Origin of the sequence: Teichococcus deserti (genome assembly GCF_001982615.1) — a bacterium.
GTDB lineage: Bacteria > Pseudomonadota > Alphaproteobacteria > Acetobacterales > Acetobacteraceae > Pseudoroseomonas > Pseudoroseomonas deserti.
In genome coordinates this window covers 23,158-50,014 of the sequence record NZ_MLCO01000044.1, presented here as the reverse complement: position 1 = coordinate 50,014, position 26,857 = coordinate 23,158, and the positions used below count along the sequence as shown (strand labels likewise).

General features: G+C 70.6%; 22 protein-coding genes. 11 read left to right on the top strand and 11 right to left on the bottom strand.

Annotated elements, in window-relative coordinates:
- Positions 1-38: 38 nt before the first annotated feature.
- Entirely contained in the window at positions 39-1,118 is a 1,080-nt protein-coding gene (locus BKE38_RS06255; RefSeq protein WP_076956499.1) for an alpha/beta hydrolase, read from the bottom strand.
- 138 nt (positions 1,119-1,256) lie between these two features.
- Between BKE38_RS06255 and BKE38_RS06250 the strand changes: the two genes are divergently transcribed.
- The gene (locus tag BKE38_RS06250; protein WP_076956498.1) at positions 1,257-2,756 is read left to right on the top strand and encodes an amidohydrolase family protein; all 1,500 of its coding nucleotides are present in this window, start codon (positions 1,257-1,259) and stop codon (positions 2,754-2,756) included.
- On the opposite strand, the gene BKE38_RS06245 is transcribed toward BKE38_RS06250, so the two are convergent.
- Positions 2,757-3,626: a LysR family transcriptional regulator gene (locus BKE38_RS06245; RefSeq protein WP_076956497.1), complete on the bottom strand. Its 870-nt coding sequence runs from the start codon at positions 3,624-3,626 to the stop codon at positions 2,757-2,759. It lies immediately after the preceding gene.
- Between the two features lie 117 nt (positions 3,627-3,743).
- Between BKE38_RS06245 and BKE38_RS06240 the strand changes: the two genes are divergently transcribed.
- Positions 3,744-4,922 carry an MFS transporter gene (locus tag BKE38_RS06240; protein ID WP_076956496.1) on the top strand — a complete coding sequence of 393 codons (1,179 nt, stop codon included), beginning with the start codon at positions 3,744-3,746 and terminating at the stop codon, positions 4,920-4,922.
- Positions 4,923-5,084: 162 nt separating this feature from the next.
- Here BKE38_RS06240 and rbsK read toward each other — a convergent pair whose 3' ends face one another.
- The 7 genes from rbsK to deoC form a co-directional block, all read right to left on the bottom strand.
- A complete protein-coding gene (rbsK, locus tag BKE38_RS06235; RefSeq protein WP_076956495.1) occupies positions 5,085-5,993 on the bottom strand; it encodes a ribokinase in 909 nt (302 codons plus the stop codon).
- Positions 5,994-6,002: 9 nt separating this feature from the next.
- A complete protein-coding gene (locus BKE38_RS06230) occupies positions 6,003-7,085 on the bottom strand; it encodes an aldose 1-epimerase family protein (protein ID WP_076956494.1) in 1,083 nt (360 codons plus the stop codon).
- Positions 7,086-7,089: 4 nt separating this feature from the next.
- Positions 7,090-8,082, bottom strand: a complete 993-nt coding sequence (locus BKE38_RS06225) for an ABC transporter permease (protein ID WP_076956493.1) — start codon at positions 8,080-8,082, stop codon at positions 7,090-7,092.
- A gap of 13 nt (positions 8,083-8,095) precedes the next feature.
- Positions 8,096-9,088, bottom strand: coding sequence for an ABC transporter permease (locus BKE38_RS06220; RefSeq protein ID WP_076956492.1), 993 nt, complete (start codon positions 9,086-9,088; stop codon positions 8,096-8,098).
- Positions 9,085-10,581 (bottom strand): sugar ABC transporter ATP-binding protein, encoded by a 1,497-nt coding sequence (locus BKE38_RS06215; protein ID WP_076956491.1) that lies wholly within the window; start codon positions 10,579-10,581, stop codon positions 9,085-9,087. The genes BKE38_RS06220 and BKE38_RS06215 overlap by 4 nt, the downstream gene beginning before the upstream one ends.
- Before the next feature lie 73 nt (positions 10,582-10,654).
- Complete coding sequence (locus BKE38_RS06210) at positions 10,655-11,722, bottom strand: autoinducer 2 ABC transporter substrate-binding protein (RefSeq protein WP_242662235.1); 1,068 nt, start codon at positions 11,720-11,722, stop codon at positions 10,655-10,657.
- A gap of 61 nt (positions 11,723-11,783) precedes the next feature.
- A complete protein-coding gene (deoC, locus tag BKE38_RS06205; RefSeq protein ID WP_083747329.1) occupies positions 11,784-12,479 on the bottom strand; it encodes a deoxyribose-phosphate aldolase in 696 nt (231 codons plus the stop codon).
- A gap of 151 nt (positions 12,480-12,630) precedes the next feature.
- On the opposite strand from deoC, the gene BKE38_RS06200 reads away from it, so the two are divergent.
- Together BKE38_RS06200 and BKE38_RS06195 are read left to right on the top strand one after the other, a co-directional pair.
- Positions 12,631-13,425, top strand: coding sequence for a DeoR/GlpR family DNA-binding transcription regulator (locus BKE38_RS06200; RefSeq protein WP_076956490.1), 795 nt, complete (start codon positions 12,631-12,633; stop codon positions 13,423-13,425).
- Positions 13,426-13,458: 33 nt separating this feature from the next.
- Positions 13,459-15,084 (top strand): FGGY-family carbohydrate kinase, encoded by a 1,626-nt coding sequence (locus BKE38_RS06195; protein ID WP_076956489.1) that lies wholly within the window; start codon positions 13,459-13,461, stop codon positions 15,082-15,084.
- A gap of 43 nt (positions 15,085-15,127) precedes the next feature.
- Here BKE38_RS06195 and BKE38_RS06190 read toward each other — a convergent pair whose 3' ends face one another.
- The gene (locus BKE38_RS06190; protein ID WP_076956488.1) at positions 15,128-16,048 is read right to left on the bottom strand and encodes a dihydrodipicolinate synthase family protein; all 921 of its coding nucleotides are present in this window, start codon (positions 16,046-16,048) and stop codon (positions 15,128-15,130) included.
- Between the two features lie 269 nt (positions 16,049-16,317).
- Here BKE38_RS06190 and olsC point away from each other — a divergent pair, with 269 nt between their 5' ends.
- A complete protein-coding gene (gene olsC, locus BKE38_RS06185; RefSeq protein ID WP_076956487.1) occupies positions 16,318-17,145 on the top strand; it encodes an ornithine lipid ester-linked acyl 2-hydroxylase OlsC in 828 nt (275 codons plus the stop codon).
- Between the two features lie 50 nt (positions 17,146-17,195).
- On the opposite strand, the gene zwf is transcribed toward olsC, so the two are convergent.
- Entirely contained in the window at positions 17,196-18,671 is a 1,476-nt protein-coding gene (gene zwf / locus BKE38_RS06180; protein ID WP_076956486.1) for a glucose-6-phosphate dehydrogenase, read from the bottom strand.
- 192 nt (positions 18,672-18,863) lie between these two features.
- Between zwf and BKE38_RS06175 the strand changes: the two genes are divergently transcribed.
- The 6 genes from BKE38_RS06175 to BKE38_RS06150 all read left to right on the top strand — a co-directional run bounded on the left by BKE38_RS06175 (position 18,864) and on the right by BKE38_RS06150 (position 26,846).
- Positions 18,864-19,751, top strand: a complete 888-nt coding sequence (locus BKE38_RS06175; RefSeq protein ID WP_076956485.1) for a LysR family transcriptional regulator — start codon at positions 18,864-18,866, stop codon at positions 19,749-19,751.
- A 264-nt stretch (positions 19,752-20,015) separates the two neighbouring features.
- Positions 20,016-21,092, top strand: coding sequence for a TRAP transporter substrate-binding protein (locus BKE38_RS06170; RefSeq protein WP_076956484.1), 1,077 nt, complete (start codon positions 20,016-20,018; stop codon positions 21,090-21,092).
- Positions 21,089-21,724, top strand: a complete 636-nt coding sequence (locus tag BKE38_RS06165; protein WP_076956483.1) for a TRAP transporter small permease subunit — start codon at positions 21,089-21,091, stop codon at positions 21,722-21,724. Before BKE38_RS06170 ends, BKE38_RS06165 begins: the two co-directional genes overlap by 4 nt.
- Positions 21,721-23,085 (top strand): TRAP transporter large permease, encoded by a 1,365-nt coding sequence (locus tag BKE38_RS06160; RefSeq protein ID WP_083747328.1) that lies wholly within the window; start codon positions 21,721-21,723, stop codon positions 23,083-23,085. Before BKE38_RS06165 ends, BKE38_RS06160 begins: the two co-directional genes overlap by 4 nt.
- Before the next feature lie 51 nt (positions 23,086-23,136).
- Positions 23,137-25,212 (top strand): hydantoinase/oxoprolinase family protein, encoded by a 2,076-nt coding sequence (locus BKE38_RS06155; protein ID WP_076956482.1) that lies wholly within the window; start codon positions 23,137-23,139, stop codon positions 25,210-25,212.
- The gene (locus BKE38_RS06150; protein ID WP_076956481.1) at positions 25,209-26,846 is read left to right on the top strand and encodes a hydantoinase B/oxoprolinase family protein; all 1,638 of its coding nucleotides are present in this window, start codon (positions 25,209-25,211) and stop codon (positions 26,844-26,846) included. The genes BKE38_RS06155 and BKE38_RS06150 overlap by 4 nt, the downstream gene beginning before the upstream one ends.
- Positions 26,847-26,857: the final 11 nt, after the last annotated feature.

The following is a 26,857-nucleotide window of genomic DNA, read 5'->3' as shown; positions in this document are numbered from 1 at the left end:
GGGGAAGGGGCCGGGGGGAAGTGGCCGGGGGAAGCGGGTCAGACCAGGTAGAGCCGCCCGGCGATCTCCCGGATGGCATAGCCCGGCTCGACGCGGGCCCAGCGGCGGCGGGCGATGCGCTCGGGCGAGGCGGTGCCGCCCAGGGCCGCAGCCAGGTCGCGGATCACCAGGGGGTCGTTGCGGTAGTACTGGTGGCCGACGAAGTTCCAGCTGGTGGCGCCCGGCGCCTCCTTCCAGGCAACCGCCATGCCGTAATCGACCACGAAGACCCGGCTTTCCGGTGGCGGCGGGGTCAGCGGCCCGGCGGCGCCCAGCCTCGCCACCCCGTTCAGATGTCCGCTGATCTTCGTCAGGGTGGCGTCGTCGGCGAAGACGCCGATGGTCACCCAGTCGGCGATATCCGCCAGCGGCCAGAGCGGGCCGCCGGGCTCCAGCGCCGTCACCGCCTCGTCGCCGGCGATGATGACGGCCTGGGCGAAGACGGGCGCCGCCGGCAGCGGGCCGGCGGCCGCCAGCGCCTGCATGGCGCAGCGCGTGGCGCGCGCGCCCATGGAATGCGCCAGATAGGCCGGCTTGCGCGCCCGGCCGGCGGCGGCCAGCGCGATCTGCCGGATCAGCCGGGCGAGCGCCGGGCCGGAGCTGTCGCAATCCTGCTGGTCGCGGCGGTATTCGTCGATGCTGCCCACGCCGTTGCTCGGCCAGCAGAAGGCCAGCGGCGCCAGGCGCTGCCCGGCCACCGCCTCGACCACGTCGCAGAAATTGCCGGCGCGCGCGCAGGATTCCGCGAAGCTGTAGTTGAAGCCATGCACGGTCAGCAGCGGCACGGCGTCGGCCGCTTCGGCCCGGTCCAGCCAGTCGGCCAGCACCGCCTCAGCCGTGCCGCCGGGCGCGCCGAAATCATCGATGCCGCTGACCAGCGGCGCGCCCACCGCGCCGGCGTCGCCTTCAGGATCGGGCTGGACCTCGACCGGCACGGCGCCGAGCCAGAGCCGTTCCGGCGGCGCGCCGCAGCTGGCGCCGAAAGCGGCGCCCGCCTCGTCCCACAGCCGGTTGGAGGCGAAATGCACCAGGCGCTGCGCCATCGGGACCCCCGCGCGGCGGTTGCTCGTGGCGGCCATGATGCAGATGGCTGTTGCGATGTCGATTCATAATGCTCGCGCCGCAGCATGGCCGCCTGCGAGAAACCGACCGCCTCAGCGGATGGCCCGCGCCGCCATCCTGGCTATCCTGCCGCGGCCGCCTGAAGGAGAATTCGCATGGCAGAGATCCAACCCGGCATCACCCTGATCGCCGGCGGCCGGCTGACCGACCCCGCGCTGCGCCGCGCCGAGCCCGCCGATATCCTGGTCGAGGACGGCATCATCCGCGCGGTCGGGCCGGACCTTGCCGCGCCCGAGGGCGCGCGCCGCATCGAGGCGGCGGGGCTGCTGCTGCATCCCGGCCTGGTGAACGCGCATACCCATGGCCATGGCGGGCTGGCGCGCGGCCAGGGCGACCGCTGGACGCTGGAGCTGCTGCTGGCCGCCGCCCCCTGGATCGGCGGCAACCGGGCGCTGTCCGACAAGAAGCTGACGGCGCAGATCTGCGCCGCCGAGATGGTGCTGAAGGGCTGCACCGCGGCCTATGACCTCTATTACGAGTTCCCTGGCCCGAGCCGCGACGGCATGGATGCAGCCGCCGAGGCCTATGCCGGGGTTGGCATGCGCGCCGTGCTGGCCCCGATGGTCGCCGACACGACGTTCTACGATGCCATCCCGGGGCTGCGCGACAGCCTGCCGCCTGCCCTGCAGGCGGCGGTCGACAGGATGCGCCTGCCCGCCGGCGAGGCGACGCTCGCCGGCATTGCCGAGGTGCTGCGCCACTGGCGCTGGAATGGCCAGGACATCCGTGCCGCGGTCGCGCCGACCATCCCGCTGCATTGCTCGACCGAATTCCTCTGCGGCTGCGGCCGGCTGGCGCGGGAGCATGGCGTGCCGCTGCACAGCCATGTCGGCGAGAGCAAGGTGCAGGCGCTGGCCGGGATGCAGCGCTACGGCCGCACCCTGGTCGCCGAGCTGGATGCGCAAGGCCTGCTCGGTCCCGACTTCACCGCGGCGCATGCCGTCTGGCTGGACGATGACGACCTGCGCCGCATGGCCGATCGCGGCGCCTCGCTGGTGCACAACCCGGGCAGCAACATGCGGCTGGGCAACGGGCTGTTCCGGCTGCGCCAGGCGCTGGATGCGGGCGTCAATGTCGGGCTCGGCACCGATGGCGCCAGCTGCTCGGACAACCAGAACATGTATGAGGCGATGCGTGGCGCCTCGATGGTCTCCAAGGGCCAGGGGCCGGATCCGCGTGGCTGGGCCAGCGCCGACGAGATCTACCGCGCCGCGACCGTCGGATCGGCGCGGGCCCTGGGGCTCGAGGGGATCGGCCGCATCGCGCCGGGGATGAAGGCGGATATCGTCTTCCTCGACCTCGCCGCCATCAGCTGGATCCCGCACAACTGGACGGTCAACCAGCTGGTGCATGCCGAGGACGCCACCTCGGTCCGCCATGTCATGATCGCCGGGCGGATGGTGGTGCAGGACCGGACCCTGCTGACGCTGGACCTGGCGAAGCTGGCGCGCGAGGCCGAAGCCGCCCGCGAGCGGCTGGAAGCGCTGAACGCATCCGGAAAGATCCTGTTCGAGCAGCTCGAGCCGGTGGTCGGCGCCTTCTGCCCGGCCTTCGCCCGGCAGCCCTACCCCCTCAACCGCTATGTCTGCGACTGATCACAGCATCTCCAGCAGCGCGCGCAGCACCGGCGAGCGGTCGTCCTGGCGATGGGCCAGGGCATGCACCAGCCGCGGCGCCGGCCCGGTCAGCGGCACCAGAACCAGGTCCGGGCCGGCGAAGTCGGCGAAGCTTTCGGCGGCGAGCGCCAGCCCGGCATCGGCCATGACCAGGCCGAAGGTGGTCAGGAAGTCGGTGCTTTCCGCCACGATCCGCGGCGCGTAGCCGGCGGCGCGGAAGGCGCCCAGGATCTCGTCGCGCAGGGGCACCGGCGCCGGGGGCATGATCCAGCCTTCCTCGCGCAGCGCCGCCAGCGGCAGGGACGGTCTGCCCGCCAGCCGGTGCCAGGCGGGCAGCACCACCTGCATGGCCTCGTCCGCCAGCACCCGCCGTGCCAGCCCGTCGGCCCGCAAATCGGCGCAGCCGAAGGCCAGATCGACGCGGCGCTCCAGCAGGGCTGCCGGCTGCTCGGTGCTGGGCAGCACGGTCATCTCCACGGCGACGCCGGGGCGGGCGGCGCGGAGGCGGCGGATCAGCGCCGGCACCCCGCCATAGAGCGAGGGCACGCTGAGGCCGACGCGCAGCCGCCCGGCCTCGCCGCGCAGGCTGCGCCGCGTCGCCTCCAGCGCGCCGTCGACCGCGGCCAGCGCCTCGCGCGCCTGCAGCAGCACCTCCTCGCCCAGCGCGGTCAGCGACAGCGACAGCCGGTCGCGATGCACCAGCCGCTGGCCGACCATGTCCTCCAGCCGCTTCAGCAGCTGGCTGACCGCCGGCTGGGTCGTGCCCAGCCGGGCGGCGGCGCGCGAAAAGCTGCCTTCCTCGGCCAACGCCACCAGGCAGCGCAGATGCCGCAGCTCAATCCCTTGCATAAGTCCGCCTTATCGTCATGCCGCCAAGCATTATTGGACGAGGCCTGCCGCGTCGAGAATCCTGTGCGCCGACGCCCTCTCCGCACGCGGCACCAGACTCCCCGGGATCAACGCAGAATGAGCAGTTCCACCACCGGCAGCACAGCGCTGCCGGCCGGCACCCTGTTGTTGCTGATGGCGCTGACCGCGCTGGGCCAGATGGCGACCAACCTGGTGGTGCCCTCGCTTGGCCGCATCACCGCCGACCTGGCGCTCGAGCTCGAGCAGGCCGGGCTGATCCTCTCCGCCGTGCTGGTCGGCATCGGGCTCGGGCAGCTGGTGGTCGGGCCGCTGTCGGACCGGCACGGGCGGCGGCCGGTGCTGCTGGGCGGGCTGACGCTGTTCATCCTGGCGGGCGTGCTGGCGACCTTCGCCAGCAGCGGGCCGATGCTGCTGCTGGCGCGGCTGCTGCAGGGGCTGGGCGCCAGCGCCGGCTTGGCCCTGCCGCGCGCCATCGCCCGCGACCGCTTCGCCGGGCCGGTCTTCCTGCGGGTGATGTCGCTGCTGACGCTGGCCATGGCGATCATGCCCGGCCTGGCCCCGGTGCTGGGCAGCGGCATCGCGGCGCAATTCGGCTGGCGCGCCTCGCTGGCGGTGACGGCGCTCTGCGGCGCGCTGGTGATGCTGGCGGTGCTGCTGGCCCTGCCCGAGAGCCATCACAGCCGCACCCGCGAAGGCGGGCTGGCGGCGACGCTGGGCAGCTACCGCAAGGTTCTGCGCAACCGCGTCTTCCTGGCCTTCGCCTTGGGCACGGCGGCCTCGATCGGCGGCGCCTATGCCGAGGTGGCGGCGACCCAGCGGATCTATGAGGGGCTGTTCGGCTGGGGCGCGCTGGCGGTCAGCCTGGTGCCGGCGAGCTATGCGCTGGGCTTCCTGGCGGGTGGCCTGCTGGCGCCGCGGCTGCGCCGCAGCCCGGCCCAGCTGGTGCAGATCGGCACGCTGATGATGCTGGGCTCGGCCGCGACCTTCCTGGCACTGTCGGTCGCCGGGCTGCTGTCGCCGGGGCTGGCGATCGGGCTGACGGTGCTGTCGCAGATGGGGGTGGGCTTCATGGCGCCGCCGGCCATCGCGCTGGCCCTGATGGCGGTGGAGGGTGCCGCCGGCACCGCCAGCGCCGTGCTGGGGGCGCTGCACATGGCGGTGGGCGCGCTGGGCGCGGGCATGATCGGCGCCCTGCCGCTGCCGGTGCAGATCGGCCTGCCCGGCAGCATGCTGGGCTTCGCCGCGATCGCGGCGCTGGCCCTGCGGCAGCGCTAGAGCGGGTTGCCTGCTGAAGGACGCAGGCAACCCGCTCTAGCCTTTTGCTTGATCGCGTGATTCAGGCTTTTCGGTGATTCCACCTCAAGCCATCACGCTCTAGCCTTTTGTTTGATCGCGTGATTCAGGCTTTTCGGTGATTCCACCTCAAGCCATCACGCTCTAGCCTGCGAATTGCGCGCGGGTGGCGAAGGCCATCTGCGTGCCCGGGCGGGTGATGGAATCCGCGGCATAGCGCGCGCCCCAGCGCATCGCCTCCAGCGTGTCGCCATGCGCCACGTAATGCTGGGCGAAGGCGCCGATGAAGGCGTCGCCGGCGCCGCTGGTGTCGACCGGCGTCACGCGGACCGAGGGGACGTGCTGCGCCGCATCCGCGGTCACCAGCAGCGCGCCCTCGGCGCCCAGCGTCACCAGCACCTGGCGGATGCCGCGGGCGACCAGGGTCCTCGCGGCGGCCTCGGCCTGGTCGCGGGTCTCGGCGGGCAGGCCGGTCAGGATGGTCAGCTCGGTCTGGTTCGGCACCAGGAAGCTGGCGCCCAGGATGCGCCCGACATCGAGCTCCGGCACCGCCGGCGCCGGGTTCAGCAGCACCGGGATGCCCTGCCCCGCCGCCCAGGCGATGGTGTGGTAGACGGTTTCCAGCGGCACCTCGAGCTGCAGCAGGATCAGCGCGCAGCCCTTCAGGTCATCGGCCGCGGCGTCGACATCGGCGGGCAGCAGGTGCTCGTTGGCGCCCTTGACGATCAGGATGCGGTTCTCGCCCGAGGCCTCGACGAAGATCGGCGCCACGCCGCTCTGGGTGCCGGGGACGGCGCGGACATGCTTCGTATCGATGCCCAGGTCCTGGAAGTTCTTGATGGTGCCGCCACCAAAAAGATCATCGCCGACGCGGCTGACCAGCATGACCTCGGCGCCGAGCTTGGCCGCCGCCACCGCCTGGTTGGCGCCCTTGCCGCCATGGCCCATGGCGAAGCGCGGCGCCGCCAGCGTCTCGCCGGCCGCCGGCATGCGGTCGATATAGGTGATCAGGTCGACCATATTGCTGCCGACCACGCCGATGCGCGCGCCCATGGCCCGCTCCTACGTCAAAGAAGAGATGAGGGCGCCGCAGGCCTCGGCCGCGGCGGGGTCGAGATAGCCGGCGCGGACGGTGAAGTCGGCCCGGCCGCCCGGGGGCAGCCATTGCACATGGCCCTTCCGCGTCTCGGCGGCATGGCCCTCCGGCTGGCAGGTCGAGGGCAGCGCGAAGGCCGCCACCTGCTGGTCCGGATCGGCCATGATCCAGCGCACCGTCTGCGGGAAGCGTTCCGGCGAATAGGACAGGCCGAAGCCGTCGCCCTGCGGCCGGCGCAGCATCAGATGCGTGTCGCCGCTGGCGTCGGTGCCCAGGCCGAACAGGTAGAAGACCTGCTCGGGGTCGTAGGCCTGGGGTTCCGACAGGCGCCGCATCCGGCCCGGGTCCTGCGCCAGCGCCTCGATCAGCGCCAGATAGGCCGGGTTCGGCGTGACATGGGCGGGCACGGCGCGGCGGACCTGGGTGCGGTCGGGGGTGAAGGGGGCCGGCTGCTCGATCACGCCGTCGGCGACGAAGGCGAAGTTGACGTGGCACATATACATCAGTTCCATCGGCTTGCCGCCGGCGTTCTTCACGCCGAGCCCGATGTCGAACAGCGTCTCGCCGGGGCGCAGCGTCACCGAGGGCCAGGCGCGGTAATGCGCGCCGAAGCCCATGACATAGTGCCGCTCGCTGACCACGCGCAGGAAGCTGCCGCGCTTGTCCTGGCCGAGTTCCAGCCAGGCCCGCTGCATCGGCGCGCAGGGGAATTCGCCATGGGCGGGGTGATCGTCCTCCGGCCCGGGCACCCCGTTGCGCAGCAGCCCGCTGTGGAAGGCGAAGCAGCCATAGGTTCCGGCGATGGTGGTGGCCGGCTGCGGCGCGTCGAAGCCGCTCTGCATGGCGAGGTCCACGCCGTCGAAGCGCGCCGACCAGACCATGCCGCCCATCCAGGGCAGCACCACCACCGCGCCGCGGGCATTGGCCAGGCGCAGCGCCGGGACGCCGGTGGGGAAGCGGAACAGGGTGGCCGACAGCTCGCCCTGGCGCAGGATTTCGACGGGGGCTGCGCCGGCGAGGGCCTCGTGCAGCGGGACATGGGCGGTCATGGCGTCAGCGGCTCCGCATCCGGAGGGCGGCCAAGGCGATGGACAGCAGCAGAAAACCGCCCCAGATCAGATCCACAAGAAAATTGCTGAAGCGCATGATCTGCAGGCCGGAGGAGAGCAGCATCAGCGCCACCAGCGCCAGCGCGATCCCGGGCACCGAGCCGCGGCCGCCGGCCGGGTTGGTCCCCGCCAGCACGGCGATCAGCACCGCCTGCAGCAGGTAGGAGACGCCGTAGTCGGACTTGGCCGCATTGGTCCGGCCCGAGAGCAGGATGCCCGCCACCGAAGCCAGCGCGCCCGTCATCACATAGGACAGGAAGACCGTGCGCTGGGTGCGCAGGCCAGCGAAGACGGCGGCGCGCGGGTTGGTGCCGATCAGCGTCAGGTTGATGCCGAAGGCGGTGCGGGAGAGCACGAACCAGACCAGCCCGGCCACCACGACGAAGACCACCAGCGGGGCGGCGATGCCGAAGACGGTGCCGTTGCCGAACTGCCCCCAGATCGCCGGGAAGCCGACCACCGCCGGCCCGCCGGTCAGCACCAGGCAGATACCGGTGAAAATCTGGCCGGTGCCGATGGTGGCGAGGATCGGGGTCACCCGCATCTTCGCCACCAGCAGCCCGTTGATCGCCCCGGCGATCACCCCGGTCGCCAGTGCGATGCCGATGCCCGCCAGGACCAGCGGCAGCGGCATGTTCACCAGCTCCGGCCCGCGCGGCGCGCCGACGGAGTGAAAGAACAGGCCCGCGAGAATGCAGGAGAGATTCGCGATGCCGATAACGGACAGATCAATGCCGCCGGTCAGCATGGCGACCATCATGGCGATGGCGAGCAGGCCGAGCTCGGGGGCGATGAAGGTGATGCTCTCGAAGACATAGGGGCGCAGGAACCGCTCGGGGTTCAGCGCCGCCATGCCGGCGAAGATCAGCACCGTCAGGATGACGAGCTGCAGCAGGTTGGTGTCGCTGCCGCGCAGCCGCTGGAGCAGGGTGCTCATCGGTGCCATTCCCTCAGGCGATGCGCTTGCGGTCGCGCCAGGCGGTGACCGCGGTCGCCGCGATGACGATGGCGCCCACCACGACCCGCTGCCAGGTGGTGTCGACGCCCAGGATGATCAGGCTGTTGGTGATGACGACGAGCGTCAGCACGCCGAGCATGGTGCCGATCACCGTGCCGCGGCCGCCGAAGATGCTGGCGCCGCCGAGCACCACCGCCGCGATGACATCGAGCTCAAGCCCCACCATGTCGCGCGGATTGGCGGTCCAGATCATGGCGCCGTGCAGCAGCCCGGCGAAGCCCGCGAGCGCCCCGGCCAGACCATAGATGACGAAGGTGATGCGGCGGGTGTTGAAGCCGACGCGCCGCGCCGCCTCCTCGCCGCCGCCGAGGGCATAGATGCCGCGGCCGAGCATGGTGTGGCGCAGGATCAGATGCACCGCGATCGCGAGCCCGGCATAGACCAGCACCATCGAGGACAGCCCGGCCTGGCTGCCATCCGCCTGGGTGACCGAGAAGAACTCGCCGCGGGCGAAGGCGATCAGCAGCGGCGGCATCTGGTCGATGTTGATCTGGCTGGTGCCGACCACGCCCAGGATGAAGCCGCGCACCGCGGTGCCGGTGCCCAGCGTCACGATCAGCGGGATCATCCGCAGGTAATGGACGAAGACCGCGTTGACCAGGCCGAGCGCCAGGCCGATGGAGCTTGCCATCAGGAAGGGCAGCAGCACGCCGTCGAACTGCCAGGCGATCATCGCCTTGACGGTCAGATACATGGCCGCGATGGCGAAGGCCGGGAAGGAGACGTCGATGCCGCCCGACAGCATGACCAGCAGCACGGCCAGCGCCAGGATGCCGGTGATGACGCTGGCGCGCAGCAGGCTGAACAGGTTGGAGGGCTGCCAGAAGACCGGGTTGATGGTGCCGATCGCCAGCACGGCGATCACCAGGACGGCGGCGACCATCAGCTCCGGATGGCGGCGCAGCGCATTCGCCAGGCCGCTCATTGCAGCGCCCCCAGGCGGGTGGAGAGATCGGCCTCGCTGGTGGCCTCGGCCTCCAGCTCGGCGACCAGGCGGCCGCGATGCAGCACCAGGATGCGGTTGCAGTTGTCCACCAGCTCCGGCAGGTCGTCGGAGATCATGAGCACTCCCAGCCCGCGGGCGCGGGCAAGTTCGCGGATCTTGCGATGGATGCCGGCCTTGGAGCCGACATCGACGCCGACCGTCGGGCCATTCAGGATCAGCAGCTTCGGGTCGTTCATCAGCCAGCGGCCGATCACCACGCGCTGGGCATTGCCGCCCGAGAGCTGCGTCACCGGCCGGTTGCCGGTGGGCGTGGCGATGGCCATCTCGCGGATCATCTCTTCGGATTCCCGCGCCGCCTGGCCGTTCTGCATGACGCCGAAGCGGCTGAGGCGATCATGCGAGGTGGCCAGCATGTTGCGGTCGATGGTCGCGGCCAGGAACAGGCCCTCGGTCAACCGGTCCTCGGGAACGTAGGCGATGCCTTCGGCGATGGCGGCCTGGACGCCGTCGAGGCGCAGCGGCCGGCCCGACAGCCGGATTTCCCCGGCATAGCCACGCTTCATGCCGAACAGCGCCAGCGCCAGCTCCGTGCGGCCCGAACCGAGCAGGCCGGAGACGCCGACGATCTCGCCGGGCTTGAGGGCGAAGGTAATATCGTCCAGCTGGCCCGGGACGGTCAGGCCCTGCACATCCAGCAGCGCCGGCGCGGTCGGATCGCCTTCCCAGCGATAGCCTTCCGAGGCCAGCTCCTGCCCGGTCATGGCGCGGGTGATGCGGGCCTCGTCGAAATCACCGATGTCGCCGGAGGCCACCACCTCGCCGCTGCGGATGACGGTGATGCGCTCGCTGATCTCCAGCATCTCGCGCATCTTGTGGCTGACGAAAAGCACGGCGATGCCGCGGCTCTGGATGTCGCGCACCACGCGGAACAGCGCCTCGACCTCGCGTCCGGTCAGCGCGGTGGTGGGCTCGTCCATGATCAGCAGGCGCGGGTCGGACATCAGCGCGCGGGCGATGGCGACCAGCTGCTTGCCGGCGGTGGGCAGCGTCTCGACCAGCGCGTCGAGCTCGAGCGCGACACCCAGCTTGCGCGTCGCCTCCTCGGCGATCTGGCGGACGCGCCGCCAGGAGACCAGCTTCTTCCCGGCCTGCAGCTCGGTCGACAGCGCCAGGTTCTCGGCGACGCTGAGGTTCGGAAACAGCGAGAAATCCTGGTAGATGACCTGCACGCCACGGGCGATGGCCTGGCGCGGCGACATGTTCTCTATCTTTTCGCCGTCGATCAGGATCTCGCCGCGATCCGGCTGGTTCACGCCGGAGATCACCTTGATCAGCGTCGACTTGCCGGAGCCGTTCTCGCCGGCCAGGCAATGGATCTCGCCCCGCCCGATGGTCAGCGAGACATCCTTCAGCGCATGCACGGCCCCGAAGCTCTTGCCCAGGTGGCGCAGTTCGATCAGCGGAGCGGTCATGGAACCCCGTCACCCTTGAAAGACGCAGCCGGCGCGCGAGGCTTCCACCCCGCGCGCCGGAACCGACAGAAGATCAGAAGTTGTACTGCGCCATGTTGTCCTTGGTGACGCCGACCCAGCCCTGGCCGACCAGGATGTTCGGCCGCGCCGCATCCGGCGCCTCGAGCTTGCCGTAGCCGGCGAGACCCAGGTCGAGCCCGGCGCCGATCGACTTCTTGGCCAGCGCCATCACCGCCATGACGTTCATGGCATAGCCGGCCACCGCCGGATCCCAGAACTGGATGTAGTTGATGTCGCCGTTGCGCAGATACTGGCCCGCCACCGACACCAGGCCGGTGCCGCTGAAGAAGAGCTTGCCGGCCAGCTTGCGCTCGGCGATCAGGCGGCCCGCGCCGGCCGAGGTCGGCATCGGCGCGCCGACGATCCCCTTCAGGTCGGGATAGGCGGTCAGCACTTCCTTCAGCTTGTTGTAGTCGGTGGTCGCATCGTCATAGGTCTCGATGCGGCGGGTCACCTCCTGCATGCGCGGGAAATGCTGCTTCTGGTAGGCGACGGCGCCGTCGATCCATTCCATCTGCGACTGCGAGGTCAGGCTGCCGACGGTGGCCACATACTTGCCCTCCCCGCCCATGTCGCGGGCGAGGACTTCCATCAGCTTGGCGCCATAGGCGTGGTTGTCGAAGGCCTCGATGTCGTAGTCGATGTTCTTCAGCCCCGAGGCCTCGTGCGAGATCACCACGATGCCCTGGCGCCGCGCCTTCTGCAGCACCGGCTCCACCGCCTCGACCGAGAAGGGGACGATGCAGATGGCGTCCACCCCTTGGGCGATCAGGCTTTCGACCAGCTGCACCTGGGCGGCGGCATCGGCCTGGCTGGGGCCGACCATCCAGGTGTCGTGGCCCTGGTCCTCGCCGAACTGCTTGACGCCGGCGCGCATGCGGTCGAACCAGGCGATGCCGTCGACCTTGACGACGGTCGCGATGACCTTCTTGCGCGCAGTGCGGGCGTTGATCTCCGCCGAGACCTTGCTGGCGTCGACGGCCTTCGCCGCCTGGGCGAAGGCCGGGCGGGCGCCGAGGCCCCCCGCCAGCATGCCGCCCGCCGCCAGGGCGCCGAGACCGCGCCGGTTGATCATGACCATGATGCTGTTTCCTTCCCTTGGGCGCGCCCGGCTGCGGGCGCGATGGCCGGTAGCCGGTGGTTCAGTAGGATCCGGACGTCGCCGGCGCCGCGCCGATCAGCGCGACGCCCGAGCTGGCGCCGATGCGCGAGGCACCGGCCGCGATCATCGCCTCCGCCTGGGCGCGCGTCCGCACGCCGCCCGAGGCCTTGACGCCCAGGGCAGCACCAACCACGCCGCGCATCAAGGCGATATCGGCCTCGGTGGCGCCGCCGCTGGAAAAGCCCGTCGAGGTCTTCACGAAGTCGGCACCCGCCGCGACCGACAGCGCGCAGGCGGTGCGCTTCTGGTCGTCGGTCAGCAGGCAGGTCTCGATGATGACCTTCAGCACGCGTCCGACGCAGGCGGCGCGCACCGCGGCGATATCGGCCTGCACCTCGTCGAGGCGCCCGTCGCGCAGCGCGCCGATATTGATCACCATGTCGATCTCGTCGGCGCCATCGGCGACGGCCCCGGCCGTCTCATGCGCCTTGGCCGCGGCCGTGCTGGCGCCCAGCGGGAAGCCCACCACCGAGCAGGTCTTCACGCCGCTGCCGGCCAGGAGGTCGGAAACCCGCTTCACATGCACCGGGTTGACGCAGACCGAGCAGAAGCCGTGCTCGCGCGCTTCCGCTGCCCAGCGCCCGAGCTCCGCCGCCGAGGCCTCGGGCTTCAGCAGGGTGTGGTCGATCAGCTTGGCGAGATCGGCGTTGGCCAGCTGGGCTTCGGACAGGGTCACGGCAGCATCCTCGTCGCCGCGGCAGCCGCTTTTCCCTCGGAAAACCGCCACCGCGCGTTTGTCAGATTAGTAACAGTTGTTATAATCCTCACATCACGGTCCGCCGTCGTCAAGCGGCGACCCCATCAGGAAGGATCGGGAGGAGGACAGCTTGGCCAACGCCGCCAGGACCCGCCGCAGCGCCAGCCGCCTGGCCCAGCTGGAAGAGCTGCTGCGCCAGAGCGGCACCCTGCGCCTGGAGAATGCGGCGCAGCACCTCGGCGTTTCCTCGATGACCTTGCGGCGCGACCTGGCCCAACCCGGGCTGCGGCTGACCCTGCTGGGCGGCCATGTCGTCCCGGTCGGCAGCCTGCAGCGCAACGGCCACTACGCCCTGGAATTCGAGCAGGACCAGCATGCCGCCGCCAAGCGGCAGGCCACCGCCCATGCGGCGCGGCTGGTGGGCGACGGCGACGCCATCTTCGTCGACTGCGGCACCACCATGCCGCATTTCGTCGAAAGCCTGCCGCCAGGGCCGCAGCTGACCATCGTCTGCTACGCGCTGAACATCGCCAACCTGGCGGCGCGCCGGCCGAACACCCGGCTGATCCTGCTGGGCGGGCTGTTCCACGCCACCGCCCATACGTTCTCTTCCGATGAAGGCCTGGCCAGCCTGCGCCGCCTGCGCCTGAACAAGGCCTTCATCTCGGCCGGCGGCGTCGACGCGGTCCAGGGCGTCACCTGCACCAATTTCAACGAGGTGCCGGTGAAGCAGATGGCGCTGGCCAGCGCCGCCGAGGCCCTGCTGGTGGTCGACGGCTCCAAGCTCGGCCAGCTGAAGCCGGCCTATTTCGCCCCCGTCTCCGCCTTCGCCCGCATCCTGACCGATGTCAGCCTGCCCAAGGCGCCGGCCGCGGCGCTCACCGCCGCCGGCTGCCGGCTTGACGTGGCCCCCCCCGCTCCGTAACCCGCCGGCTCGTCAGACCAGGAGGCGCCCCGCATGCAGGACATCGTCATCGGCATCGACGTGGGCACCGGCAGCGCCCGGGCCGGCGCCTTCACGCTCGACGGCCGCATGCTTGGCCAGGCGTCCCAGGCGATCCGCGCCTGGCGCCCGGCGCCGGACCATGTCCAGCAGAGCTCCGACGACATCTGGTCCGCCATCGCCGCCGCCATCCGCGGCGCGCTGTCCGGGCTCGGCGAGGTCGCCATCCGCGGCCTGGGCTTCGACGCCACCTGCTCGCTGGTGGTGCTCGACAGCGCGTTCCGCCCGGTCACCGTCAGCCCCGACGGCGCGCCCGGGCAGGACATCATCGTCTGGATGGACCATCGCGCCGCCGACCAGGCGGCCCGCATCAATGCCGGCGAGCACGATGTGCTGCGCTATGTCGGCGGCCGCGTCTCGCTGGAGATGCAGATGCCCAAGCTGCTCTGGCTCCGCGAGCACCTGCCCGAAAGCTTCGACCGCGCCGCCCATTTCTTCGACCTGCCCGACTACCTGACCTGGCGCGCCACCGGCAGCACCACGCGCTCGCTCTGCTCGACGGTCTGCAAATGGACCTATCTCGGGCATGAGAACCGCTGGGACGAGGGCTTCTTCCGGTCGATCGGCCTCGGTGTCCTGGCCGACGAAGGCTTCGCCCGGCTGGGCACGACGATCCTGCCGCCCGGCGCACGGGTCGGCACCCTGCAGCCGCAGGCCGCGGCCGAGCTCGGCCTGCCCGCCGGCATCCCGGTCGGCGCCTCGGCGATCGACGCCCATGCCGGCGGCCTCGGCGTCATCGGCGCCGCGCTCCCTGGCGACCCGGCGCTGAACCGGCGGCTGGCCCTGGTCGGCGGCACCTCCTCCTGCCACATGGCGGTGGCGCCCGAGCCGCGCTTCGTGCCCGGCGTCTGGGGCCCCTACCATTCGGCCATGCTGCCGGGCCTCTGGCTGAACGAAGGCGGCCAGTCGGCGACCGGCGCCCTGATCGACCACGTCATCACCACCCACGCCGCCTATCCGGAAGAGCGCGCCCGCGCCGAGGCCGCCGGCCAGACCATCTACCAGGCCCTCAACGCCCGGCTGGAGCGGCTGGCCGAGGGCCTCGACCACCCTGCCCGCCTGACCGCCGGCCTGCATGTCATGCCCGACTTCCACGGCAACCGCTCGCCGCGCGGCGACGCCTCGCTCTCCGGCATGATCTCCGGCCTGACGCTGTCGGCCACCGCCGACGACCTGGCGCGGCTCTACCTGGCCACCCTGCAGGCCGTGGCCTACGGCACCCGCCACATCATCGAGACCATGAACCGCCAGGGCTACGCCATCGACACCGTGCTGGCCTGCGGCGGCGGCACCAAGAACCCGGTCTTCCTGCGCGAGCACGCCGACGCCACCGGCTGCACGCTGGTGCTGCCGCGCGAGCCCGAAGCCATCCTGCTCGGCGCGGCCATGCTGGGGGCAGTGGCCGGACAGGCCTTCGGCGACCTCGATCAGGCGATGGACAGCATGAGCGGGGCGGGCGAGACGATCCGGCCGGACCCCGCCGCCCAGCGATATCACGACAGAAAATACGCGATCTTCAAGGAGATGTACGAGGATCAGATGAAGTACAGAAAGATGATGATGAACAGGCCAGGGGAATGAATTCCCCTGGACCCCTTCTTTTTTCTGTCCGTGCTGCCGCGCGCTAGCGGCCCCAGCGCAGCACCACCGGGTCCAGGCCTCGCGCGATCTCCAGCAGACCGGCCCGCACCGCCTCATGCATCGGCGCCAGCGGATGCCGGCCGGCATCGCAGCGAATCACCCCGCCCTCGAGCATCAGCGCCTTGGCCGCCAGCAGCCCCGCCTGACGGTTCTCGTAATTGATCAGCGGCAGCCAGCGCTGATAGGCCGCCACGGCCGCCGCGCGGTCGCCCGCGAAATAGGGATCGGTGATCTGCCGGATCCCGTCCGGATAGCCGCCGCCCGTCATCGCCCCGGTGGCGCCGGCATCCAGGTCGGCCAGCAGCGTGATCGCCTCCTCCCCGTCCCACGGCCCCTCGATGGCAGCGCCCCCCGCCTCGATCAAGGCGCGAAGCTTCGACGCGGCCTGCGGCACCTCGATCTTGAAATAGGCGACATTGGGGATTTCCTGCGCCATCCGCGCCAGCAGCGGCACCGGCAGCGGCGTCCCCGCCACCGGCGCGTCCTGGATCATGATCGGGATCGAGATCGCCTCCGACACCTGGCGATAGAACTCGTACACGCCCGCCTCGCCGACCCGGATCGTCGCGCCGTGATAGGGCGGCATGATCATCACCATCGCCGCGCCGGCCTGCTGGGCGCGGCGGCTGCGCTCGGCGCAGAGACGGCTGGAGAAATGCGTGGTCGTCACGATCACCGGGACGCGGCCGGCGACATGGCCGAGGATCTCGTCCTGCAGCAGCTCGCGCTCGGCATCCGACAGCACGAACTGCTCGGAGAAATTGGCCAGGATGCACAATCCCTGCGATCCCGCATCGATCATGCAATCCACCGCGCGACGCTGCCCCTCCAGGTCCAGCGCGCCCTTGGCGTCGAAAATGGTGGGCACCACCGGAAACACGCCGCGATAGGCTGCCTGGGCCATGGTCCGCCTGTCCTCTCCTGCTGCGCGCGGCCTCGGGCGGGCCGCTGCCGGCCATCCTGCCCTGCGCCACCCTCGGCTCCAACCTTCTGTCAAGCCCTGGCCGGCATCGCTCCCGCGCCCGTGAGGAGGGCCGCGCATGACCGGACCATGACAATGACTCGCAAGCGCGTATAATCACGTGCAAGGGCCACCCCATCCGCGGCATCGCGGGAGGCCGGTGAAAGCGGGCAGAAGCTCCGCGGCCGCAGACAAAGGATCAGGAGATCAGCTTGCAACAGGGCACGCCCCGCACGGCCGAGCCGGCTGAGCCGCAGCAAATCTTCGGCACCGCGAACATCGCGCCGATGGCGCGTCCCAGCCTGATGACCCGCTTCTTCATGAGCCTGGTCTCCGGTGCCGAGCGGCTCAACCTGCGCTACAGCAAGGTCGGCAATCCGCCGGTCTTCAACAATGCCACCTTCCCCTGGGCCGCCGAGGTCGAGCGCGAATGGCCGCTGATCCGCAAGGAGCTGGAGCGCGTCCTGCTGCGCCAGTCCGAGCTGCCGAGCTTCCACGACATCTCGACCGACGTGCAGACGATCAGCAAGGACAGCGCCTGGAAGACCTTCTTCCTGGCGGGCTACGGCCTGTCCTCGGACGAGAACATCAAGCGCTGCCCGGAAACCTGGCGGATCGTGCAGAAGATCCCGGGGCTGAAGACGGCGATGTTCTCGATCTTCGAGCCCGGCAAGCACCTGCCCGCGCATCGCGGCCCCTATAACGGCGTGCTGCGGCTGCATCTGGGCCTGATCGTGCCGGAGCAGAGCGAGCGCCTGGCGATCCGCGTCGACAAGCAGGTCTGCCATTGGCACGAGGGCCAGGCCCTCATCTTCGACGACGCCTATGAGCACGAGGCCTGGAACCACACCGACCAGACCCGCGTGGTGCTGTTCGTCGACTTCGTGAAGCCGCTGAGCTTCCCGGCGCGCCTGACCAATTGGCTGCTGCTGAACCTGGCGGTGTTCACCCCCTTCATCCGCGAGGGCTTGGACAACCACAAGGAGTGGGAGAAGAAATTCTACGCGGAAGCGGAAGCCCTGCGTAACCGCCCTATCTAACCAGAAAGAAGATGGGGGTCCGGGGGAATTCTTTCCCCCGGCCTTTTTTTTTATTCGAGTGATTCGTACCACGTCCGCCCATCGCGCTCGATCATGGCGATGGCCGCCGTCGGCCCCCAGCTGCCCGCTGCATAGGGACGCGGCGTTTCCGGCCGGTCGGTCCAGCCCTGCAGGATGGGCTCGACCCATTGCCAGGCCATCTCGACCTCGTCACGGCGCATGAACAGCGTGGTGTTGCCGCGCACCACGTCCATGAGCAGCCGTTCATAGGCATCCGGGTAGCGCTGGCCGAAGGTTTTCTCGAAGGAGATGTCGAGCCCGGTCGGCCGCAGGTGGAGACCGCCCGGCCCCGGCTCCTTGGTCATCATCTCCAGCCGCATGCCTTCCTCCGGCTGCAGCCGGATCAGCAGCCGGTTGGGCTGCATGCCGACCGCCTCGCGCGGGAAGATGCTGAAGGGCGGCGTGCGGAACTCGATGATGATCTCCGACACCTTGCGCGGCAGCCGCTTGCCGGTGCGGAGATAGAAGGGCACGCCGGCCCAGCGCCAGGAATTGATCTGCAGCTTCAGCGCCACGAAGGATTCCGTCAGGCTGGCTTCGCCGCCCAGGTCCTGCCGATAGCCCGGCACCGGCTGCCCGGCGATGGCGCCGGCGGTATACTGCCCGCGGACGGTGGCCAGATGCGCCTCGTGCGGGGCGATCGGCTTCAGCGCCCGCAGCACCTTGACCTTCTCGTCGCGCACCGCGTCGGGGTCGAGCGAGATCGGGCTCTCCATGGCCAGCAGGCAGAGCAGCTGCAGCATGTGGTTCTGCACCATGTCGCGCAGCGCCCCGGCCCGGTCGTAATAGCCGCCGCGGCCGCCGATGCCGACCTCCTCCGCGACCGTGATCTGGACGTGGTCGATCATGTCGGCATGCCAGAGCCGCTCGAAGATCGGGTTGGCGAAGCGCAGCGCCATCAGGTTCTGCACCGTCTCCTTGCCAAGGTAATGGTCGATGCGGAAGGTCTGCGCCTCCGGCAGCACCTCGCCGACGGCGCGGTTGATGTCGCGGGCGCTGGTCAGGTCGTGGCCGATCGGCTTCTCCAGCACCACCCGCGCCTGGGGCGACAGCGCGCCGTGGCGGGCCAGGCGCTGGCAGATCGGGCCATAGAGCTCCGGCGAGGTCGCCAGGTAGAAGGGCCGCACCTGGCCCGGCCGCTCGGCGAGCGTCGCGGCCAGGGTTTCCCAGCCGCCCTCGCCGCTGCCCTCGATCGGGCGGTAGTGCAGCTGGGCCAGGAACTCCTGCAGCGTCGCGGCCTCCAGCGCATCGGCCGGCAGGTGCTGGCGCAGCGCCGCCTCGGCCTGGCGGCGGAAGCCGTCATCGTCCAGCTGCCCCCGCGCCGCGCCGATGATGCGGCTGGTGTCGGGGAACTGCCGGTCGCGGTGCCGGTGGTAGAGCGCGGGCAGCAGCTTGCGCATGGTCAGGTCGCCGGTGGCGCCGAAGACCGTGCAGTCGAAGGAGGCGACGGGGAGGATGCGGGCCATGGCCGCATCCTGCCGCAGCGCAGCGCGGAAGCCTAGCGGGGGCGGCGCCCGCTGCGCCGGACCGCGCCGTCCACAGCGTTATCCACAAAGCGGTCCACCGAATCTGTGGATAACCATCCTTGCCCGGGCGGCGCGGCGGTTCCTATCCTGGCACCCGCCCCTGCCCGGACCTGCCATGCCGCCCTGTTGCCGATGCGCGACCTGAAGTCGCTCGAGACCTTCGTCTGGATCGCGCGGCTGGGCGGCTTCCGCGCCGCGGCGCAGCGGCTGAACACCACGCAGCCGGCGCTGTCGGCGCGGATCCGCCAGCTGGAGCAGGATCTGGGCGTCACGCTGTTCGAGCACCGGCTGCGGCGCACTGCGCTGACGCCGGAGGGGGTGGCCGCGCTGCGCTATGCCGAGAGCATGCTGGAGCTGCGCGGCGAGATGCTGCAGGCCGTGGCCGCCCCGGCGACGATGGACGGCGTGCTGCGCCTGGGGCTGGCGGAGACGCTGGTGCACACGCTGCTGCCGCAGCTGATGGAGAGCATCCACCGCCGCTATCCCGCGCTGGTGCTGGATATCGTCGTCGACATCACGCCGAACCTGCGCGACCAGCTGCTGGACGGGGCGCTCGACGTGGTGATGCTGGTCGGGCCGGTCGAGGATCCACGGGCGGTGAATGCGGCGTTGTGCCAGGTCGAGCTGGGCTGGGTGGCGCGGGCCGATATCGACCTGCCGCAACGCCCCTTGCGGATGGCGGAGCTGCTGCCCTGGCCGGTGGTCAGCTTCTCGCACAGCTCGCCCCTGTCGGCCGAGATCCGCCGGGCGCTGGAGGCCAGCGGCACGCCCGGGCTGCGGCTCTGGGGCAGCACCTCGCTGACGGCGATGACGCGGCTGGTGCTGGATGGCGTCGGCCTGTCGATCCTGCCTTTGCTGATGGCGCAGCAGGACTTGTCCGCCGGCCGTCTGCGCCAGCTGGAGGTGGCCGATGTCACGCTGCCGCGCAACGCCTTCCATCTGAGCTACCTGCGCAGCCCCAAAAGTCACCTGGCGGCTGCGGTCGCCGGCGAGGCCCGCCGTCTGGCGGAGCACTTGTAGGGCGGCGTCCCGCGCTGCTGCCCTGGCGCGGCAGCCTGACAGAAAGAAGAAGGGGGTGCAGGGGGACGTCATTACCCCTGCTCTTGTTTTCATTCGGTTTTGTCTCGCCTGATAAATTCCTTTTATCGGTTCGATCCAAATTAAGGATTCGACAGCGATCCGGCCCTGCGATCCGATGGCCGGCAATGCAGCTGCGATCAAGCGCGGCGCCGGGAGAGCCACTCAAACGGAAGCCGCCAGCAGAGCAACAGGGGCTTCACGAGAATGAACAAATGGATCGCGGGCGGCCTGGCCGCCTGGCTCGGGCTGACATCCTTCGCCGCGCAGGCACAGGCGCCGGCCATGCTTCCCGACGGGCCGAAGCTGCGCATCGTCGCGGTGACGCAGCCGCTGCCGACCATGCCGCAATTCACCCGCGTCGACACGCCGCTGCTGCGCGAGCAGCTGCAGGCGCGCTCCAACGGCCGCATCACCGTGCAGCTGAGCTCGCATGCCGAGCGCAACCTGGGCGGCAACGAGATCGTCCGGCTGGTGCGCTCCGGCCAGGCGGATATCGGCGCGGGCACGCTGTCGACGCTGTCGGGCGACGTGCCCTTCCTGGACGGCATCGACCTGGCCGGGCTGAGCGCCGACATCGCGACCGCCAAGCGCATCGCCGAAGCCGTGCTGCCGGTGGCCAACAAGGAGCTCGAGCGGTTCAACACCCGCCTCGTCGTGCTCTACCCCTTCCCGGCGCAGGTGCTGTTCTGCCGCCAGCCCTTCCGCTCGCTGGCCGAGCTGCGCGAGCGCAAGATCCGCACCTTCGGCAATTCGCTGGTCGACCTGATCGACAAGATCGGCGGCCTGCCGGTCAGCGTCGGCTTTCCCGAGGTCTACAGCGCCTTGGAGCGCGGGGTGGTGGATTGCGCGGTGACCGGGACCGGCAGCGGCGCCTCGGCGCGCTGGCCGGAGGTGACCTCGCATATCTCCGACCTCCCGCTCTCCTGGTCGGTCGCCGGCTACATGGTCAACCTGGCCTGGTGGAACCGGCTGGACCCGCAGGTGCGCGGCCTGCTGGAGGCGACCTTCGCCGAGATGCATGAGAAGCTCTGGGATCTCGGCGCCGCCGCGACCCGCGACGGGCTCGACTGCAACACCGGCAAGCCCGAAGGCTGCAGGCTGCACCAGCTCGCGGCGCGGCCGATGACCGAAGTGGCGGCGACGGAGGCCGACCGCGAGCTGGTGCGCGCCACGCTGCGCAGCACCGTGCTGCCCGGCTTCGTCAAGCGCTGCGGCGCGCGCTGCGGCGAGATCTACAACCAGGTGATCGCGCCGATCTCCGGCGTGGAGTACCGCCCGTGAGGCGCGCTGCCGGGGCTGCCGCCCCGGCGCCGCTGCGCGCGGCGCAGGCGCTGCGCCAGGGGATCGCGAAGCTGTCCGCCGTGATGGCCTATCTGGCCGGCTGGAACTACATCCTCTGCGCGCTGTTCATCACCGCCGACATCGTCGGGCGCTCGGTCTTCCACGTCTCCAGCGCGGCGACGGTGGAGATCACCAGCTACATGCTGGCCGGTGGCATCTCCTGGTCGCTGGCGCATACGCTGGCGGCGCGCGCCCATATCCGCGTCGACGTGCTGGTCAACCGCATGCCGCTGCGCATCCGCGCCGTGCTGCATGTGCTGGCCCTCGTGCTGCTCGCCGGCTTCGCCGTCTTCGCCGCCTGGGCGGCGTGGTCGCTGCTGGATGAGTCGCTGATGTTCGACGCGCATGACAACAGCAAGCTGCGCATCCCGATGGCGATCCCGCAGGGGGTCTGGACCTTCGGCCTCTTCGCCTTCGTGGCGATGATCCTGGCGCTGCTGCTGGAATCGCTGCTGGAGCTGGCGCTGGGCCGCTTCGCCGAGGCCGATGCGCTGCTCGGCGCGCGGACCATCGACGACGAGGCGGAAGAGGCGCTGGAAGCCGTCGCCATGGCGCGGGAGCGCGCCGCATGATCGCTCTTCTGTTCCTCGTCGCACTCCTGGCAGCCTTGTTCTTCGCCGCCGCGGGCGGCGGCCCAGCCCTGCCACTGGCAGAAATCCTGGGCCTGGTCGCGGTCTTCATGGTGTTCTTCGGCGCCGGCGTGCATATCGCCGCCGTGCTCGGCCTGCTGGCGCTGCTCGCCGGTTTTCTGTTCTCTGACCGGCCCTTCTGGCTGTTTGCCGGCCAGACCTTCTGGGGCCCGTCCAGCAACTTCGTCCTGATCGCGGTGCCGCTGTTCCTGCTGATGGGCGAGATCCTGCTGCGCGCGGGGCTGTCGGACCGGCTCTACCGCGCGCTGAACGTCTGGCTGAACCGGCTGCCGGGCGGGCTGCTGCACACCAACATCGCCTCCTGCGCGCTGTTCTCCGCCGTCTCGGGCTCCTCGGTCGCGACGGCGGCGACCATGGGGTCGGTCGCGCTGCCCTATTTCGAGGGCACCCGCTACAGCCAGCGCATGGTGCTGGGCTCGCTGGCCGCCGGCGGCGCCATGGGCAACCTGATCCCGCCCGGCATCACCTTCATCGTCTATGGGCTGATCACCGAGACCTCGGTCGGCGCGCTCTATATCGCGGCGCTGATCCCGAGCGTGCTGGTCACCGCCCTCTTCGTCGCGGTGATCACCGCGCATGGGCTGCGCTCGCCGCTGCCGAAGCCGCCCCCCGTGCCGCTGGCCGAGAAGCTGCGCGCGCTTGGCGGGCTGGTGCCGACGCTGCTGCTGATGCTGCTGGTGCTCGGCTCGATCTATGGCGGCTATGCGACGCCGACCGAGGCCGCGGCGCTGGGCGTCGTCGGCGCCGCCGGCTTCGCGGCACTGGAAGGCAAGCTCAGCTTCCGCATGCTGAACGCCTCGGCCGAGGCGACGGCGCGCAACACCGCGCTGCTCGGGCTGATCATCCTCGGCGCCTATCTGCTGAACTACGTGCTGACCGGGCTCGACGTGCCGCAGACGGTGGCGACGATGATCGGCGGCCTGCCGGTCCCCCCTTGGGCCATCATGCTGGCCATCATCGGCATGTATTTCGCGCTCGGCACCTTCATGGAGGGCTTCTCCATGATCATCACCACGGTGCCCGTGGTCTTCCCGATCGTCGTCGGCCTCGGCTACGACCCGATCTGGTTCGGCGTGATCGTCACCATGCTGGTGGAGATCGCGCAGATCAGCCCGCCCGACGGCACGGTGATGTACGTGCTGCAGGGCATGCGCCCCAAGGGCGGGCCGATCACCGATGTCTTCGCCGGCGTCATGCCTTTCCTCGCAGCCTATCTCGTGGCGGTCGCGGCCCTGCTGGCCTGGCCGGAGCTCGCCACCTGGCTGCCGCAGGTCCTGGGCTGACCGCCATGCATCCCTCCATCCCCAGCGCAGCACGCTGCGAGCGGAGTTCCCGTGTCCCCTGATCCCTTCATCCGAATCGGCATCGATATCGGCGGCACCTTCACCGATCTGCAGATCCTGGACGAGCGCAGCGGCGCGCTGCGCAGCCTGAAGACGCCGACGACCCCGGAAGACCCCTCGATCGGCCTGATCACCGGGCTGAACGAGGCCGCCACGCGCTATGGCTTCGCGCTGACCGACATCCGCCTGCTGCTGCACGGCACCACCATCGCGACCAATGCCGTGCTGGAGCGCCGCCTGGCCAAGGGTGTCCTTCTCACCACCGCAGGCTTCGAGGATATTCTTGAAATTGGCCGCCATAGCCGGAAGGACATCTACGGGCTGAAGCCGCATCACGATGCGCCGCTGATCCCGCGCGACCGCCGCCTGGGCGTCGCCGAACGCATCCGCGGCGACGGCAGCGTCGAGCGCGCGATCGATCCCACTTCGATCGCGCCGCTGCTGGAGACGCTCGACGCGCTGGGCGCCGAGGCCGTCGCCATCTGCCTGCTCAACGCCCATGTGAACCCGGCGCATGAGCAGGCCCTGGCGCAGGCCATTCGCGCCGCGTGTCCGGAACTGCCGCTCTGTCTCTCCAGCGAGCTCAGCCCGGAGATCCGCGAATACGAGCGCAGCTCGACCACAGCGCTGAACACGCTGCTGATGCCCGTCGTCGGCGCCTATCTCGCCAGGCTGACCGGGCGCCTGGCGGAAGCCGGCATCACCGGCCGGCTGCTGCTGGTGCAGTCGAACAGCGGCGTCTGCTCGGCGGAGGTCGCATCGCGCCAGCCGGCGCGGCTGCTGCTCTCCGGCCCCTCCGGCGGCGCGCTGGCGACCTTGCGCATGGCGGAATCGCTGCAGCGGCCGAACCTGCTGGGCGTCGACATGGGCGGCACCAGCTTCGACATCTGCGTCGTGCATGAGGGCAGCGTCACCCGCATGACCCAGGGCGAGATCGACGGGCTTCCGGTGCGCCTGCCGATGATCGAGATCCGCACCATCGGCTCCGGCGGCGGCTCGCTGGCCTCGGTCGACGATGCCGGGCGGCTGCGTGTCGGCCCGCGCAGCGCCGGCTCCCGCCCGGGTCCCGTCTGTTACGGCCGCGGCGGCACCGAGCCCGCGGTGACCGATGCCAATATCGCCCTCGGCCGGCTCGACCCGCGCTTCTTCCTCGGCGGCGCCATGCCGCTGGACGCGCCGGCCGCGGAGGCCGCCATCGTCTCGCGGATCGGCGCGCCGCTCGGCCTCGGCGCGCAGCAGGCGGCCGCCGGAATGCTGGCGGTGACCGACACCAACCTGGCCGCCGCCGCGCGGCTCTCGCTGTTCGAGAAAGGCCTCGACCCGCGCGAGTTTTCCCTGTTGTCCTTCGGCGGTGCCGGCGGGCTGCATGCCATCCCGGTCGCGGAGGAGCTCGGCGTGCCGGAGGTGATCTTCCCGGCGGATGCCAGCACCTTCTCCGCCTTCGGCATCCTGCATTCCGACATCATGCACGACCTGACGCGCAGCCGCGTCATGCCGGCGATCGAAGACAACCTGCCGCGCATCGCCGCCTTCCTGCAGGAGCTGCGCGAGCAGGGCGACGCGCTGCTGGCCGCCGATGGCGTGCCCGCCAGCGAGCGCCGCTTCAACGTCTCCGCCGACCTGCGCTATCGCGGCCAGGCCTTCGAGCTGGTGATCCCCTGGGAGGCCCCGGCCGCCGAGCCCGCCGCGCTCTCCACCCTGCTGGCGGCCTTCCATGCCGAGCACGCCCGCCGCTTCTCCTACAGCAACACGGCCGCCCCCGTGGAGCTGGTGGCGCTGCGGCTTTCCGCCACCGGCCTGCTGGCGCGCGCCCGCACCCGCCGCGCCCCCGGCCTCGGCGCCGACCGCAAGCCGGAGGCCCGCCGCATCTGGCTGGGCGATGCCTGGCGCGAGGTGCCGGTGCACCAGCGCGAGCAGCTGACCGCGCCGGTCAGCGGCCCGGCGCTGATCGAGGAGGAATACACCACCATCTTTCTCGCCGAAGGCTGGCGCTGCGCCCCCGGCCCCGACCACACGCTGATCGCCCGGCGCCAGAGCGCAGGCCAGACGGAGGCCCTCGCGGCATGAGCACCCCCCTCGACGCCATCGCGCTGGAAATCCTGCGCAACGCCCTGACCGCCGCCGCCGCCGAGATGGATGTCACCGTCTGGCGCACCAGCCGCTCCACCATCGTACGCGAGCTGCTGGACTATTCGACGGCGATCTTCGACGCGCATGGCGACAATGTCGCGCAGTCGGCGCGCATCCCGCAGCACCTGAACTCGATGAGCACCGGGCTGCGCACCGTGCTGCGCGACCACCTGCCGCTGGAGCGCTGGGAAGACGGCGATGTCGTCATCACCAACGATCCCTATTGCGGCGGCCAGCACATTCCCGACATCCTGGCCTTCCGCCCGGTCTTCGCCGAGGGCCAGCGCGTCGCCATCGTCGGCACGCTCTGCCACCATCTCGACATGGGCGGCATGGCCGCCGGTTCCTATGCCGCGACGGCGACGGAGGTCTTCCAGGAAGGGCTGCGCATCCCGCCGCTGAAGCTGGTCAAGGCCGGCGTCATCAACGACGACCTGCTGGCCATGATGCGCCAGAATGTCCGCCGCCCCGACATGCTCTGGGGTGACCTGCAGGCGCAGCTGGCCTCGCTGGCGGTGGGCGAGGCGAATATCCGCAAGCTCGCCGACCGCGTCGGCGCGACCACGCTGACCGAGGCCTGCGCCCGCATCCTGGACGGGTCGGAACGCGCCATGCGCGCGATGATCGGCCGCATTCCCGACGGCAAGTACGACTTCGAGGACTTCCTCGACGACGACGGCATCGACGCCAGGCCGATCCGCATCCATGCCGAGGTCGAAGTGCGCGGCGAGGAGATGGTGATCGACCTGTCCGGCTGCGGCCCGCAGGCGGTGGGGCCGGTGAATGCGACGCTGGCCTCCTCGGGCTCCGCGGTCTCCTATGCGGTGATGGCCATCGCGGATGCGGAGATCCCGCCCAATGCCGGCTGCTACCGCCCGGTCACGGTGATCGCGCCGGAGGGCAGCATCGTCAACGCCCGCCATCCGGCGCCGGTCGCCAACCGCATCGCGACCGGCCACCGCCTGGCGACGACGCTGCTCGGCGCGCTGCACAAGGCGGTGCCGGGGCGGGTGCCGGCGGCCTATTACGGCGTCAGCTATGTCTGCTCCTTCCAGACCATCGGCGAGCAGGGCGAGCGCGGCGTGCTGGTTGAGATCGAGGTCGGCGGCAGCGGCGCGCATGACGACACCGATGGGCTGAACGGCTACACCTACGGCATGCACAACAACTCGAACATCCCGGTGGAGATGATCGAGAGCGAGCTGCCGATCACCCTGACCGGCTACGGGCTGCTGCCGGGCTCCGGCGGCGCGGGGCGGCAGCGCGGCGGGCTCGGCCTGTTCCGCGAATGGCGCATCGACAGCGCCGAGGCCGTCTTCACCGCCAACCTCGAACGCTTCAAGCACCGCCCCTATGGGCTCGAAGGCGGCGAGCCGGGCAGCGCCGGCGCGCTCTTCCTGATCCGTGGCGGCGCGCGGCAGGCGCTGGGCTCCAAGGTGAACAACCTGCGGCTGATGCGGGGCGACACCATCCGGCTGGAGACCTCGGGCGGCGGCGGCTTCGGCCCGGCGGCCGAGCGCAGCGCGGCGGCCCAGGCGATGGACCGGCAGCTGGGCTACCTGGCCGCCTGACCCTTGCGGCG